At 54.9% G+C, this 13,776-nt stretch carries 14 protein-coding genes; 11 read left to right on the forward strand and 3 right to left on the reverse strand.

What is annotated here, in order from left to right; translation table 11 throughout:
• Nucleotides 1–19: 19 nt before the first annotated feature.
• The 4 genes from ACFPOF_RS20025 (at nt 20) to cls (ending at nt 5,697) form a co-directional block, all read left to right on the forward strand.
• Nucleotides 20–1,513: a right-handed parallel beta-helix repeat-containing protein gene (locus tag ACFPOF_RS20025; protein ID WP_378135867.1), complete on the forward strand. Its 1,494-nt coding sequence runs from the start codon at nt 20–22 to the stop codon at nt 1,511–1,513.
• Between the two features lie 43 nt (nt 1,514–1,556).
• A complete protein-coding gene (locus tag ACFPOF_RS20030; RefSeq protein ID WP_378135868.1) occupies nt 1,557–2,756 on the forward strand; it encodes a glycosyltransferase in 1,200 nt (399 codons plus the stop codon).
• 24 nt (nt 2,757–2,780) lie between these two features.
• The gene (locus ACFPOF_RS20035) at nt 2,781–4,124 is read left to right on the forward strand and encodes a UDP-glucose dehydrogenase family protein (protein ID WP_378135870.1); all 1,344 of its coding nucleotides are present in this window, start codon (nt 2,781–2,783) and stop codon (nt 4,122–4,124) included.
• A 127-nt stretch (nt 4,125–4,251) separates the two neighbouring features.
• On the forward strand, nt 4,252–5,697 hold the full coding sequence (cls, locus tag ACFPOF_RS20040; protein ID WP_378135872.1) for a cardiolipin synthase: 1,446 nt from the start codon (nt 4,252–4,254) through the stop codon (nt 5,695–5,697).
• A gap of 7 nt (nt 5,698–5,704) precedes the next feature.
• On the opposite strand, the gene ligD is transcribed toward cls, so the two are convergent.
• Nucleotides 5,705–6,607 (reverse strand): non-homologous end-joining DNA ligase, encoded by a 903-nt coding sequence (gene ligD / locus ACFPOF_RS20045; protein ID WP_378135874.1) that lies wholly within the window; start codon nt 6,605–6,607, stop codon nt 5,705–5,707.
• A 120-nt stretch (nt 6,608–6,727) separates the two neighbouring features.
• Here ligD and ACFPOF_RS20050 point away from each other — a divergent pair, with 120 nt between their 5' ends.
• Nucleotides 6,728–7,699, forward strand: coding sequence for an ATP-dependent DNA ligase (locus ACFPOF_RS20050; RefSeq protein ID WP_378135876.1), 972 nt, complete (start codon nt 6,728–6,730; stop codon nt 7,697–7,699).
• 28 nt (nt 7,700–7,727) lie between these two features.
• On the opposite strand, the gene ku is transcribed toward ACFPOF_RS20050, so the two are convergent.
• On the reverse strand, nt 7,728–8,609 hold the full coding sequence (ku, locus tag ACFPOF_RS20055) for a non-homologous end joining protein Ku (RefSeq protein WP_378135878.1): 882 nt from the start codon (nt 8,607–8,609) through the stop codon (nt 7,728–7,730).
• Nucleotides 8,610–8,737: 128 nt separating this feature from the next.
• Between ku and ACFPOF_RS20060 the strand changes: the two genes are divergently transcribed.
• From ACFPOF_RS20060 to ACFPOF_RS20070, 3 genes are all read left to right on the forward strand, one after another.
• Nucleotides 8,738–8,938: a hypothetical protein gene (locus ACFPOF_RS20060; protein ID WP_378135880.1), complete on the forward strand. Its 201-nt coding sequence runs from the start codon at nt 8,738–8,740 to the stop codon at nt 8,936–8,938.
• Entirely contained in the window at nt 8,935–9,123 is a 189-nt protein-coding gene (locus tag ACFPOF_RS20065; protein ID WP_378135882.1) for an H-type small acid-soluble spore protein, read from the forward strand. The genes ACFPOF_RS20060 and ACFPOF_RS20065 overlap by 4 nt, the downstream gene beginning before the upstream one ends.
• Before the next feature lie 128 nt (nt 9,124–9,251).
• A complete protein-coding gene (locus ACFPOF_RS20070) occupies nt 9,252–9,815 on the forward strand; it encodes an FAD-dependent oxidoreductase (RefSeq protein ID WP_378135884.1) in 564 nt (187 codons plus the stop codon).
• 565 nt (nt 9,816–10,380) lie between these two features.
• On the opposite strand, the gene ACFPOF_RS20075 is transcribed toward ACFPOF_RS20070, so the two are convergent.
• Nucleotides 10,381–11,121 carry a CAP domain-containing protein gene (locus tag ACFPOF_RS20075; RefSeq protein WP_378135886.1) on the reverse strand — a complete coding sequence of 247 codons (741 nt, stop codon included), beginning with the start codon at nt 11,119–11,121 and terminating at the stop codon, nt 10,381–10,383.
• Nucleotides 11,122–11,427: 306 nt separating this feature from the next.
• On the opposite strand from ACFPOF_RS20075, the gene thiL reads away from it, so the two are divergent.
• Genes thiL through tsaB form a run of 3 tightly spaced genes read left to right on the forward strand, consistent with a single transcriptional unit; the run spans nt 11,428 to nt 13,775 of the window.
• Nucleotides 11,428–12,453: a thiamine-phosphate kinase gene (thiL, locus tag ACFPOF_RS20080; protein WP_378135888.1), complete on the forward strand. Its 1,026-nt coding sequence runs from the start codon at nt 11,428–11,430 to the stop codon at nt 12,451–12,453.
• Between the two features lie 9 nt (nt 12,454–12,462).
• Nucleotides 12,463–12,957 carry a tRNA (adenosine(37)-N6)-threonylcarbamoyltransferase complex ATPase subunit type 1 TsaE gene (gene tsaE / locus ACFPOF_RS20085; protein ID WP_378135890.1) on the forward strand — a complete coding sequence of 165 codons (495 nt, stop codon included), beginning with the start codon at nt 12,463–12,465 and terminating at the stop codon, nt 12,955–12,957.
• Entirely contained in the window at nt 12,954–13,775 is an 822-nt protein-coding gene (gene tsaB, locus ACFPOF_RS20090; RefSeq protein WP_378135892.1) for a tRNA (adenosine(37)-N6)-threonylcarbamoyltransferase complex dimerization subunit type 1 TsaB, read from the forward strand. The genes tsaE and tsaB overlap by 4 nt, the downstream gene beginning before the upstream one ends.
• The last annotated feature ends 1 nt before the right edge of the window (nt 13,776 follow it).

Below are 13,776 nucleotides of genomic sequence, written 5' to 3' on the forward strand. Positions count from 1 at the left end.
AAACGGAGAGGATCGTCGGGTGACTACAGCGTTGAACGGATACAGATATCGGACTACAGGATGGATACGGCGAGCCGGTTACGGAACAGCGTCGGCGATCATCGCGATTGCGGCTTTCCTTGCGCTGAGGGGAGGCGAACCGCCGCCAGAGTTTCCAGTCCCGGAGAGGACTTTGCAAGGCGGAGCCGTGCTCGCGGCTTCCGGCTCTGGCGCCAGTGTTGCGAAAACCTTAACCTATGCCGTAACGAAATTCGGAGCGAAAGGAGACGGAGTTGCGAACGACCGGGCGGCAATCCAGAAAGCAGTCGATCAAGCGGGCGCGAACGGCGGAGGGGTAGTGTATTTTCCCAAAGGGGTCTATCTGGTCGACGACAGCATTGTCGTTAGTAAAGACAACGTGATCTTGAAGGGGGTCGGTCCGGAATCGGAAATCCGGATTACGAAACATCCTAAGCGGGTAGTCGTCATCTCGGGCTCTTCGCATAACGCTGTGAGATATTTGCAGGTGTCGCTCGGCGTCGGAGACGTCCAACGCCACGACAACGACGAGGGGATTTACGTCACGAACAAGGCAAAAGATTTTCTGATTGAGAAAGTGCTCGGAAACGGCAAGGGCATCATGGCCAGAGGAGAAGTAGACGGCGGCGTCATTCGCGACAACATAATCAAGAAGACGCTGGCGGATGGCATCCATCTGACTGGCGGTTCGAAAAACATCGTCGTTGAGAACAATCTCGTTTCCGAGACGGGAGACGATTCGATCGCAGTCGTCAGTTATAAAGCACAGCAAATGCTATGCAGCAACATTACGATACGAGGCAACCGAATTTATCGTTCGCACTCTAGAGGCATTGCGCACGTAGGCGGCGAGAAGGTCCTCATCCTGAACAATCGGGTGATCAATACGACGTCCAGCGGCATACTGATCGACCGGGACGGCAACTACGATACGTACGCCCCCGACGATACGAGGGTGGAGGGCAATACGGTCAAGTTTGCCGGAGCGTACGCACTGCTGACAGGAGAAAGGGGCAACTCGTTCGGCATCGAGGTGTCGGCGGGAGCCTTGTCTGTAGTTCTAGTCGGCAACGCGGTGTCGAGCGGCGCAGGAAGGGGGATCAGCGTGTCCGCTCCCGGCACGCTTATACAGAACAACGTGATCACTGGCAACGGGAGCATCGGACTGCAAGTGGACGGTAGCGATTGTTCTATCATCGGCAATGTCATAGAAAACAATGGCACGTATGGCTTCTTCTCGGAGGGAAGCGACCGGTTGATCGTGGTGGGCAATCAGTGGCTGAACAATAACACGAGCGGGGGCCAATATATCGATAACTTCCTATTGAAGGACAGCCGGCATTCGATCATCACCGACAACGAGTCCATGGAGACAAGGGAGCGCATGCAGGTCGAACGGGCGTATGAACTTGTCGGAAGCTGCCAAGGGACAACATTCGATAGAAACAAAATGAAGGGGACGTTGCTGGGGACGGATATTTCTTGTTCGGCTTAGGCTACCGCAACGGTTCGTCTTGGATAAAGAATGGGTGTGAGAAATGGGGAACATCGAGCTTGAAGAGAAGCCTCTGAACATTATGTTCGTCAGCCACACGTTCATTGGCGGTCCGTTCGTCGTCGGATCGCACCACTTGGCCCGCGAATTATCGAAAAGGGGGCACCGGGTGTTGCACATGAGCACGGCGATCACGCCCATGCATCTGTTCCGGATCGGAAAGGCGTCGATCAAGAGCCGTTTTCGTCAATGGCTCGCCATGAGGAATCCGGTCGTGGACGACGCGATCATCCATTGCGTGCCGTTTACCTGGGTTCCGTGGAACATCGCGGGGAGGGCTTTCCGATGGTGGGGAAGGAATTGGTTCGTTAGTTGGATGGCGTTTCCGCGCTTCCCGGAACTGCTGAAGACGCATCGGTTTCAAAACGTCGACCTGCTGCTGATCGACCAGCCGTATTTTGTCGGCATCGACAAGTACGTCAACGCCAAGTTGATCGTCTATCGGCCTACCGACAATTACAAGGAGATGATAGGGGACGACACGATCGAATGGGCGGAGAGGAACATCGTTGGCAAAGCGCACTGCATCGTGGCGACGTCCGCTCCGGTCTATCGAAACATTAAGAAACTTAGGCCAGAATTGCCAGGCATGATTATGGAAAACGGAGTCGAGTTCGGGCACTTCTCGGCGTACCGGGACGAGCCTGAGGAGTTCAAAGGCATACCGTCACCTCGGGCGATCTATGTCGGAGCGGTGGACGAGAGGTTGGACGTGGACGCCATCAGGAAGTTGGCGGACGAACGTCCGGCGATCAGCGTTATCGTCATCGGTCCGTGCTCTCCGTCTATGGCTGCTTTGTCCTCGATTAATTTGCATTTTCTGGGCGCAAAGCCATATGATCGCTTGCCGTGTTTTCTGCATCATGCCGATCTGGCTTTGCTTCCGATGTCCGGCCATGCCGCCAACGCGGGAAGAAGTCCGATGAAGCTGTATGAGTATGCCGCAGCCGGCTTACCGACAGTCGTGACTGCGACAGCCGAATTGGTCAGAAGACCGGAATCTTTTCTGTACTTCTACAGGGAGACGCACGAGCTGATCGAGCAAGTGGACGAGGTGCTTCGCCTTTTGGCAGCGAACGAGATTTCGACAGCTTCCATCGTCGACGAGGCGCGAAAGCATTCCTGGGAGTCGAAGGTCGATCAATTGTTGAGATTTCGCTCCACTTTCGCGGATAAATCATAGAAAGTCGAAAGGACGGGAGGACGGATGAAACTGGCTGTCGTAGGCACCGGTTACGTGGGACTGATCACGGGCGTGTGCTTCGCGGAATTGGGTCACGAGGTCGTATGCGCCGATAAAGACTCCGGGAAGATCGAAAAGCTTCGGCTAGGTGAAGCGCCTATCTATGAACCGGGACTTCAAGAAATGCTATGGAGCAACGCAGATGCGGGAAGAATCGCGTTCACGACGGATTTGGCCGCGGCGGTGAGAGGTTCGGAGATCGTCATCATCGCGGTCGGAACGCCATCGACAGCTACCGGCGAAGCGGATCTGAGCTTCGTCGAGCGGGCGGCTGAATCGATCGGCGAGGCGCTTGACGGGCCGAAGACGATCATGACCAAAAGTACGGTGCCTGTCGGCACGAACGCGAGAATCGAAGCGATCGTCGCGAGTCGCGCTAAATATCCGTTTCGGGTTGTTTCTGTTCCCGAGTTTCTGAGGGAGGGCTATGCGATCCGGGATACATTTAATCCGGATCGCATCGTAATCGGAACCGATCGGGCGGCGGAAATCGAGGCGATCGTCGAACTCCACAAGCCGCTGACGGATCGTATTTTCGTCACGGACGTCCGCAGCGCCGAGATGATCAAGTACGCGTCCAATGCTTATCTCGCTACGAGAATTTCCTTCATCAACGAGATCGCCAACATCTGCGAGAAAGTCGGAGCGGATATCACCCAAGTGTCGGCAGGAATGGGCCAAGACCGAAGAATCGGTCCACACTTCCTGAACGCGGGTATCGGCTATGGTGGTTCTTGCTTCCCGAAGGACACAAAAGCGTTGATCCAAATCGCGGGCAACGTCGACTACGATTTCAAGCTGTTGAAGTCCGTCGTGGAGGTGAATCGAGAGCAGCGTAACACGATGATCCGCAAGCTGAGAGAATACGCAGGCTCCTTCTCCGGCAAAACATTCGGCATCTGGGGGCTCGCCTTCAAGCCGAATACGGACGACGTAAGGGAGGCGCCCGCCTTGGATATCGTGTCGCGATTGATAGGGGAAGGCGCCCGAGTTCGGGTGTACGATCCCGCCGCGACCGCCAATTTCAGAAGCCTGCTGAACGATCCCTCGATCGAGTGGTGCACGGACCCTTTGTCCGCGGCGAAAGGTTCGGACGGCCTGATGCTGCTTACGGAATGGAACGAATTCGCCGAAGTCGACCTCAGGGCCGTCGAACAGACGATGAACACACCGATCCTGATCGACGGGCGCAATTTGTTCGGCGATAAGATCGGGGCTTATTCGCGATTCTGGTATTATTCGGTCGGACGACCCCACTTGAATCGAAGCTTCACTAAGGGAGATCAGCCTTCTGCATTCCTCGCGTAGGGAAAAATGTTATAATGTCGGAATCGGGCCTAGGGCGTGTCTGCAAACTCAGTCTGCTGCCTCGGAGTTTGCAGACACACCCTAGCATCGGTTCGCGTGAATTTTCCCAAATTAGCCGGGGGTACATATGATTCTGTTCTGCATCCTCATTCTTCTCCTCATTTTTATTTTCCAGGCGGCGACGATCCTGCTGCTCGAATTCCGTCGGCCGGCGCATGCAACGGCGTGGCTGTTTATTCTGTTTCTGTTCCCGCTCGTCGGGTTCACGCTTTATTACTTCTTGGCAACCGAGTATCGCCGCTCGCGGAAAGCCCGGAGACGCGCGCTGCAGGAGCAGCGGAGACGGGCGAAATTGATGGCGATGAGCCGCAACTTGAAAGATGTGCGCGAACTGCCGTGGCCAGATCCGGTTGGTCATGAGAGGCTTTTCCGGGCGCTGCTTAAAGGCGGAGAGTTGCCGATTACCGGCCGCAATCGGAGCGAAGTATACAGCAACGGCATGGATACATACCGAATGATGTTTGAGGAAATTGCCAAGGCGAAGCACCATATTCATTTGTCTTCGTACATCGTCAGGGACGACGACATTGGGCAGAAATTTAAGGATGTTTTGCTCGAGAAAGCCCGCCAAGGCGTCAAAATCAAGCTGCTGTACGATGGTATCGGCAGCATCAAACTAAAAAACAGATACGTCAGGTCATTAAAGGAAGGCGGCGTCGAGTGCGCCTGCTTCTATCCGCTGCGGCCGACATTTATGAAAAAAAGAATGAACTACCGCAATCATCGCAAAATTATGGTCGTGGACGGTAACGTCGGTTTCGTGGGCGGCATTAACGTAGGCGACGAATATGTCGGAAGGCACCCGAGGCTCGGTTACTGGCGGGATACGCATTTGAGACTGGAAGGCGATTCCGTCTATTGGCTGCAAGCAGTGTTTCTGAAGGACTGGGAGACGGCCACACGCGAGAAAGCGAATCTTCCCGATGCGCCGTCTTACTTCCCGGAGCATCAGGATGGCGTCGGGACGGAAGCGGTGCAGATCGTCGCGGCCGGCCCGAACCGCAAAGGGGATGCGATTCACGATTCGGTATTTGCGATGGCCCGCGAGGCGCGCAGAAGAATCTGGATCACGACGCCTTATTTCATCCCGAGTCCGGGTATTGCGATGGTGCTTCAAGACGCGGCGAAGAGCGGCATCGACGTGCGGCTCATTATTCCGTATGTGCCGGATACTTGGCTTGTTCATTACGCAACCCTGTCGTATGCGGAAGAGATGCTGAGATCCGGCGTGCGGGTATGGCAGTATAAAAGAGGCTTCATCCACGCCAAATCGCTTGTCGTTGACGATCTTGTCGCCGTCGTCGGCTCGGCCAACATGGACTTGCGAAGTTTCTTCAGCAACTTCGAGATCAACGCGCATATGTTTGATCCAGGCGCGATTGCCCGTGTCGAAGAGCTGTTCCTTCAAGATCTTAAAGACTCGGAAGAGCTGAATTTGCAGCGTTTCCTGAAGCGCCCGCGCAGGCAGAAATTCCGCGAAGCAATGGCACGTATATTGTCGCCGCTTCTGTAGGTCATAATCATTTTGGCAATTGACCGAGAACGGACGATAGCGATTGCGGCCGAATCTTTCGCAGCAGATCTCCCTTTTCCCTTAGCCGATCAACGATATTGAGCAGATGGAAATCGGTCGGTTTGACGTCCCGGCGCACCTCATCCCAGGTGATCGGCGTCGAGACGGTTGCTCCCGGTCTAGCGCGAGGCGAATAAGCGGCGGGCAGCGTCCTGCCTGCGAAATGCTGCAAGTAATCGAGGTAAATGCGGGTGCCGCGATTTTTCTTCAGTCTCTCCACCGTGAACAATTCCGGACTCTGCGCCGCCAAATATTCGGAGACGAATTTGCCGAACCGCCTGAGCTCTTCAAAGCTAACACCGCGTTCGATCGGCATGACGATCTGCGCACCGGTCGCCCCGGACGTCTTCGGAAGCGCAGCCAGCCCTAGCGACTCCAGCAGTTCCCCGACGCGCGAGACAGCTTCCATGAGGCGCGGTTCCTCTTCGAGCGAGGGGTCGATGTCGAGCATCCACGCGTTCGGCAGGGGCTGGCCGATCTCGTCGGAGGAGACATGGAATTCGAGCGCGTACAAGCTTCCCATCCATAGCAGCGACTGAACGGAGTCGAGCACGACGTAGCGAATATCGCCTTGCATGGCGGTGCGGACGAAATCGGGCGTCGGCTCAGGCGCGTTTTTCTGGTAAAAGGAAGTGCCGTGGATGCCCTCCGGAAAACGGATTGTCGTTAAGCAGCGCCCCTCCGCATATGGCAGCAAATAAGGAGCGAGTTCGGAAAGTATGCGAATGTAATCGAGTTTCTTAATGCCCATCTCCGGCCAGATCGGTTTATCGGGATGGGTTACGTTTAATTCAAAGTCTCCAAGCCGAACGAGAACGGGAGGCGAGGAAGACGTCTTCGCGTGCGCCATGACCGGCACACCTCCTTCTTGCGCAAGAAGCGCTTATAAAATGCGTTCACCAGGCGAAACTTAACGGGACGGAATGCAGGTTACTGAATGCTTGAACGGAATGGAGGCTGGCCTATCGCAATGAATGAACCGATAATTCCCGTCAAACCTTTCGAGCCAATCGCTGCGGAAGCAGCGCCGAGCGGCGATCAGTGGATCGCACAAGTGAAATGGGATGGCGTCCGCATGCTTACTTATGGAAGCGAGAGCGGCGTTCGTCTTTTTAATCGCCGTCTGAACGAGAGAACGTTTCATTATCCAGAGCTGGCGAGGCCGGCGGATTATTGCCGTGCGAAGCAATTTATTCTAGATGGAGAAATAATCGCCTTCGACAAAAGTAAGCCATCGTTCCGTGAGATTATGAAGCGAGACGGTGCAAGGAATCCTTCCTCGATCGAACGTGCCATTCAGGAAACGCCCGTTGCGTATATGGTGTTCGACGTGCTCGCGATCGACGGCGAATGGGTGACGGAACGGCCGCTTCGGGAGCGGAGGAAATGGCTGAGCGATTTACTGATTCCCGGCCCCGTCGTTCAGGCCGTTCCCGATTACCCTGACGGATCGCAGTTGCTCGAAGCGATGAATGCACATCGAATGGAAGGAATCGTCTGCAAAAAACTCGAAAGCACGTATGGTATCGGAGCTAAAGACGGTAGATGGCTAAAAATAAAAGTGTTCCGCGACTTGTATGCAGTCGTGGGCGGCGCGATCGTTGAAGGAGGCGTTGTTCGCTCGTTGCTGCTCGGCTTGTACGACGATTCGGAAACAGCGAAGATCGGCTCCAAGCTCGTCTACATCGGTCGTGCGGGCATGGGTAAGCTCACCGGGCAGCAAAGCGAAGAGCTACGCAAGATTGTTGCTCCTCTCGAGCGCTCCTCGATGCCATTTTCGGAGAAGCCGGACAAGTATCGAGAAGCGATCTGGCTTGATCCCCGACTGGCGGTTAAAGTCCAGTACATGGAGTGGACGCCGACCGGCACGATGCGGCATCCGGTGCTTCAGGCGATAGCGCCGCATGAGAATCCGACCACATGCACATTTAAGCAACTATAATGGAACCACTGGCTATTCGGGGGCAGAATTAAGGAACTGCCCCTTCTTTTTTGCGCGAGCGGGTGCCCCTTGGTTTCGCTTTGCCGGCAGCGCCTTCTTGAGCGTCCTCGTCGGCGGGAGGCGTAGGTTCTGCCGTTGGTTTCGTCGCCTCGAGGCTTGCTTGCAAAGCTGCCATCAGATCGATGACGTTCGTCCGTTCCGCTGCCGGAGCGGTGACGATACCCGGGCTCTCGCCGGAAATTTTGCGCTGAATCGCGTCTTGAAGAGCGACGCGGTAATCGTCCGAGTATTTTTCGGGATCGAACGGAGCGTAGAGTTGATCGATCAGCAACTTCGCCATGCTGAGCTCCCTGTCGTTGACCGTCGTTTGTTCTGGTAAATTGGGCACCTGCTGCAAAGAACGGATCTCATCGGGAAAATGCATCGTTTCCATGCAAATGCAATTCTCGAGAGGGCGGATCGCCGCCAGGCTGCTTTTGCTGCGGATGGCGATTTTGGCAATGCCGATTTTCCCTGATTGGCGCATCGCCTCGAGCAGCAAGTTATACGCACCTGACCCTGCCTGATCAGGAGAAAGGTAATAAGCCTTCTGATAATAGATCGGATCGATTTCCGTCAAGTCGACGAAATCCAGAATCTGGATCGCTCGAGTGTTCTCGGGTTTGATTGCGTCAAGCTCGTCGGGCTCGAACAGAACGAAATGGCCTTTCTTGTATTCGTAACCTTTTGCAATCTGTTCCCATTCGACTTCCTTCTGGCAATGCGGACAAGTCCGAACGTTAGAGACCGGCGTGCCGCACTCCTTATGAATCATCCGCAGATGAACGTCTTTGTCTTCGGTAGCCGCGAACATTTTGACCGGGACGTGGACGAGTCCGAAGCTGATCGCGCCTTTCCAGATCGTGTGCATGACATGCTCTCCTTCACATAGGTGGCTATTGATTAGCAGTCTTTAGCTTCCCCGACCGCATGGAAATCAATCGGGAGGGGCATATTTGGAAAGGATGCAAAGCCATTTCAGAAGGGAGCGAAGGAACGATGGTCGCGGAGAACGAATTTCAAGATGTTCAAGCATCTCAAGAACAAGTCATATCGGATTCAATTCATGAAGGAAAAGACGTGTACGACATGGACATCGATCGGATGATCAATGAAGGGCTTGGAGGCGGACAGGTGACTGTTCACAACGGGCTTATTACCGAATCTTCAACAGACTACATGGAGAGGGACGAGCCATGAACGCACGAAGAGCCCAGGAAATATACGATTCGTCGGATACGATTCCAGTCAGGCTGGATGACGGACAATCGGTATGGATCGAGAAAGTGGATGTCGCGAACGGTGTAGCAACGGTGCAGATCGGCCAAAGTCCGACGAATACGCAAACCGTAGGCGTAGAACGGCTGGAAGAAGCCGGACGTTAGTTTCAGGAACGAAGCTTGAGTGGAAGGTTTGAGCATGCAACTCAAGCATGCGGCTTGGGGATTGAGGTATCGGATAACTGTGTTACAATGGGAATAGTTTCTACTATTTCGATTGGGAGTGAACAGCTATGTATGATATCGCCATTATCGGCGGAGGTCCTGCGGGAGCGAGCGCAGCGATCTTCACGGCGAAAGCCGGGAAGAAAACGCTAGTAATCGACAACGACCATAGCGTCACGAAACGAGCATGGCTGGAAAATCATTACGGAGTCGACGGCATTACCGGCCCGGACCTTGTGGCGATCGGCCAGAAGCAAGCGGCCAAGTTCGGCGCGACATTCGTAACGGCGAAAGCGACGAAGCTGTCGGCGGGTAACGGCTCGATTACAATCGAGACCGATGGAGAAACTTACGAAGCTGGGCACGTCATAATCGCAACGGGGATGTTCACGGACATCGCGGAAGCTAGCGGCATTCGTACGAAACCGGGGACGGAACCGCGGATCAAGACGGTGTTCGATTGCACGCCGGAAGGCCGGACGAGTCTGGATAACGTATGGGCGGCAGGCACTGCTGCAGGTGTCAGCATGCATACGATCATTACGGCAGGCGACGGCGCAAAAGTGGCGATCAACGTGATCAGCGAGCTGAACGGCGAGCGTTACGTCGATCACGATGTATTGAAAGTATAATCAGCATACTATTGGCAATGCACATACGAAAGAGCTTCGCGAAAGCCGCCGGAAGGCGACCATTCGCGAAGCTCTTTTTTCTACGATGGCACAATCGACTAACAAAAGTCCGATATGCAGCGGAATAGCGCTATGGAACAGTTTTATTCGTCCCGAAATGGCTTCGGCGGTGCGAATAAGACGGTGGCATAACGTTATTGGTATTCCACAGAAGTATATTAGGGGTTCTTGTATGGAATAACGTTACGCCGTAACCTTATTTGTTCTTCAACAGGCGCCGGAGCAGTCGATAGGGTGATCCCGTAACACTATTCTCTCCCGCGGGGCTTTCGCTTGTTTGTGAATTGTGCCGTCGTAGTTTTTTTAATGGAATACACGTCGCGTCGAATGCTTGTATGCGATTCATGGAAAAATCCATTAAATACGCCCATAAGTGTAGAGTTGGATAAAAAAAGCTGTAGTTTTCCATTAAGGCTTCCGTTTCGGACTCTAAAGAGGCTGAATAACTGGATTATTCCATGAAGCGATTAACCGCTTCGGCGGAATGAACGCAGTCTGCCAGAAGTTACGAAATAAATTCCTGCACCCAGACGCCGTTGTAGTAAGCGACGCCGATCGTCGTGAAGTTGGGGCTCATGATGTTTGCTCTGTGACCCGGGCTGTTCATCCATGCCGTCATCACTTCTTGAGGCGACCGTTGACCTTTGGCGATGTTCTCGCCCGCATAACTGTAGATAATGCCGTATTGTTTCATCATGTCGAACGGCGAACCGTATGTCGGGGAGTTGTGATCGAAGTACCCTTTGTTGTACATGTCTTTCGCCTTGTCGAGCGCCATCTTTGTTAGCGTAGCGTTCGTCGATTTGAGCGGGCTTAGGCCAGCTTTGGCACGCTCCTGGTTCACAAGCGTCACGACTTGCGTCGCGTAAGCGGAAGTCGCTGCCGAACCGGAGCCGCTGCTTCCCGTGTTACCTGTGTTTCCTGTGTTTCCTGTGTTACCTGTCGAACCTCCCGTACTGCCGCCCGTGCTGCCACTGCCTGTACCTGAGTTTGATGTTCCAGGTTTTGAAGTTCCCGGCTTTGTCGTTTGACCATTGCTGCCTGTCGGAAAATAATAGTTCAAATATTGTTGCAGAAGGGCGTTCAAGTCGAGCCCCCCACCGTAGGAAATGATCGTCTTAACTGTCGTTGCGGTAGCCGGTGTTGCGGCCGACGCGGCTCCGACGCCCGTCGGGACGGAGATGGCCAATGCCAGCGTACCGAGGGCGACGATTCTCGTAACAGTGCTCTTGTTGCGCTTATTCATAGGTTGAAATCCTCCCTTATGTTTGGCCCGGCACGTTGGCCGGGGTCGGAATAACCCAAAGTCTATCAGCATCTGTTTGCGAGATCATGCTATAAAAATTGACAATTGGTCGGGCGGTCGACTATAAACGCCGTCATGACGGGCATTATCCGATTCCATTACAATATTCTCATTCGATCGGCCGGGCCGGAGATTGATTTGATAGACTCGAATAGGTAGAAGGTGTGGCAGCCGCACTTCTTTGCATGATCGGGATTTCGCCCTTATAATGAAGGGAACAAATTCGCTCCGAAAAGAGGTGTCGCCGTGCCGCCATTGGACGAGTTCGCGCGCATCCGCTCCTGGACGGAGCACCGCCAGCCTAAGGCGTTGCTGGAGAAGGCCGGCGTCTCGCTAGGTATCGGGGACGACGCGGCCGTCATTGACGGAGCTCCGGGCATGCAATGGTTGCTTTCGGCGGACGCAATGGTGGAACGGGTTCATTTCCTGGACGAGACGATGGAAGAAGCCGATATCGGTTACAAGGCGCTGGCTGCGAATGTCAGCGATATTGCCGCGATGGGCGGTCTGCCGAAACACGCGCTTATATCCGTCTGCGCGCCTCCGGCATGGAACGCGATGAGAATTGGCCGACTGTACGACGGGTTGTACGCTTGCGCGAACAAATATGGCGTTGCCGTCGTTGGCGGGGACACGACTTCAGCTCCCGAGCATCTGGTCATCAGCGTCACGCTTGTCGGCGTGGTTGAGGCCGGTCGGGCGATCAAGCGAAGCGGGGCGAAGCCCGGGCACATCGTATTTCTGACCGGACCGACAGGATTGTCCGCGGCTGGGCTGCACGGGTTGCTGATGCAGTCGCGCGGTGCGCCGAACGTAGGTACGTTGCCTGCCCGACTCGTGCAAGCGCACAGAAGACCCGCGCCTTCGGTGAAGGCCGGTCGGTTGCTGTTGGAGACAAGTTGGGGAGAATCGCTCAACGACGTAAGCGACGGCTTGGCAAGCGAAGCATGGGAGATTGCCGAGGCGTCTGGCGCCAAGCTTGTGTTGCGTGAGAGCGCGTTGCCTATCTCTGGAGAACTCGCCTCGTTCGCGAGTGCTCAAGGCAAGCGGGCGCTAGATTGGATATTGTACGGCGGAGAAGATTACGTGTTGCTCGGGACAGCGGACGGCAATCGGCAAGTCGCGTTACAAGCTCTTTTCCGCGAGGAAGGATTGCCATTTTTCGTGATCGGGGAAGTCGAAGAAGGAACGCCAGGCGTCATGCTCGAGACGGCGTTCGGCGTCAGAAAACCGCTCGGCAAGGGCGGCTACAATCATTTTCCGGAAGGGTAAGATCAAGACATGGCTAATCGATACGTGTACGAAGCGGCTTCCGTCGAAGAGACGGTCTCATTCGCCGGATCGCTGGCAGCACTGGCAGTGCCAGGTGCGGTACTTGCGCTGGACGGAGATCTTGGCGCGGGCAAAACAAGGTTCGCCCAAGCTTTCGCCGCCGCGCTCGGCGTGACGGACGTCGTGAACAGTCCGACGTATACGATCATTAAGGAATACGAAGGGGACAAGCTTCCCTTTTATCATATGGACGTCTATCGGCTTTCGCTTGAGGAAGCGGAAGAACTTGGGTTGGACGAATATTTTCACGGGAGCGGCGTCACTCTCGTCGAATGGGCGTCGATTATCGCTCCGATTTTGCCGGAAGAAAGGCTGCAAGTGAACATTAAGACGATAGGGCCGGATGCTCGCCGTTTAGTCTGCGAGCCGATCGGTGCCGTGTACGAGATATGGTGCGAGAAGCTGGGGCTGCCGGCTTACGAAGGAGAGGGCGACGACGAATGAATGAACGACATCAAGAGCAAGAGAACGCAACGGGCGTATCCGTTACGCTGCTCGCCTTCGACACTTCGACCGCAGCTTTTACTGCAGCGATCGTGAAGAACGGAGAGCAAGTGGATTCGACGATTTCTTTTGCGGAGCGGAACCACTCCGTACGAATCGTGTCCGAACTGAAAGATTTGCTGGCTCGTAACGGGATAACGCCGGAAGAGTTGGACGGCATAGCGGTCGGCACGGGACCGGGATCATATACTGGCGTCCGAATCGCAGTAACGGCGGCGAAGACGCTAGCTTGGGCATGGAACAAACCCCTCGTCGGCGTATCCAGTCTGGAGTCGCTTGCGCTTGGGGCTTGGGACATCATTCGGGACGGGGCGGCGCAGACCGCTGACAACGCCGAAGGAGAAACGTGGATCGTTCCGCTAATGGACGCAAGACGCGGGCAAGTATATACGTCGCGGCACGTCGCTGAAGCGGGAGGAAGTTGGGAACGCGCGGATGCCGACGGTATCAGACTTATCGCTGATTGGGCGCCGCATCTGGAACGGATCGCTTCCGAAGCGCAAGGACAAGGCGTCGAATCTGTATGGTTTGTTGGCGAATTGTTGCCCGCGCATTTAACGGCAATCGAGCAAGCAAATGAAGCAGGAAAAGTGCCGCTGCGAACGTTGTCGTGTGACGTGAGCGCGGCTGCTGCGGGACGAATCGGCGAACAGCGCATTCGCGCAGGGGAACGGGACGATGTTCATACGTTCATACCGAACTACACGCAATTGGCGGAAGCGGAAGCCAAACTGTTGACGGCTTCTCGGGGAGAGTGAT

It is taken from the genome of Cohnella soli (genome assembly GCF_042655525.1).
GTDB classification, from domain to species: domain Bacteria; phylum Bacillota; class Bacilli; order Paenibacillales; family Paenibacillaceae; genus Cohnella; species Cohnella soli.

Bases quoted from the DNA above. Each gene is read 5' to 3' on its own strand.
- ACFPOF_RS20030 (WP_378135868.1), top strand. From the start codon at position 1,557: ATGGGGAACATCGAGCTTGAAGAGAAGCCTCTGAACATTATGTTCGTC.
- ACFPOF_RS20035 (WP_378135870.1), top strand. From the start codon at position 2,781: ATGAAACTGGCTGTCGTAGGCACCGGTTACGTGGGACTGATCACGGGC.
- cls (WP_378135872.1), top strand. From the start codon at position 4,252: ATGATTCTGTTCTGCATCCTCATTCTTCTCCTCATTTTTATTTTCCAG.
- ligD (WP_378135874.1), bottom strand. From the start codon at position 6,607: ATGGCGCACGCGAAGACGTCTTCCTCGCCTCCCGTTCTCGTTCGGCTT.
- ACFPOF_RS20050 (WP_378135876.1), top strand. From the start codon at position 6,728: ATGAATGAACCGATAATTCCCGTCAAACCTTTCGAGCCAATCGCTGCG.
- ku (WP_378135878.1), bottom strand. From the start codon at position 8,609: ATGCACACGATCTGGAAAGGCGCGATCAGCTTCGGACTCGTCCACGTC.
- ACFPOF_RS20060 (WP_378135880.1), top strand. From the start codon at position 8,738: ATGGTCGCGGAGAACGAATTTCAAGATGTTCAAGCATCTCAAGAACAA.
- ACFPOF_RS20065 (WP_378135882.1), top strand. From the start codon at position 8,935: ATGAACGCACGAAGAGCCCAGGAAATATACGATTCGTCGGATACGATT.
- ACFPOF_RS20070 (WP_378135884.1), top strand. From the start codon at position 9,252: ATGTATGATATCGCCATTATCGGCGGAGGTCCTGCGGGAGCGAGCGCA.
- ACFPOF_RS20075 (WP_378135886.1), bottom strand. From the start codon at position 11,121: ATGAATAAGCGCAACAAGAGCACTGTTACGAGAATCGTCGCCCTCGGT.
- tsaE (WP_378135890.1), top strand. From the start codon at position 12,463: ATGGCTAATCGATACGTGTACGAAGCGGCTTCCGTCGAAGAGACGGTC.
- tsaB (WP_378135892.1), top strand. From the start codon at position 12,954: ATGAATGAACGACATCAAGAGCAAGAGAACGCAACGGGCGTATCCGTT.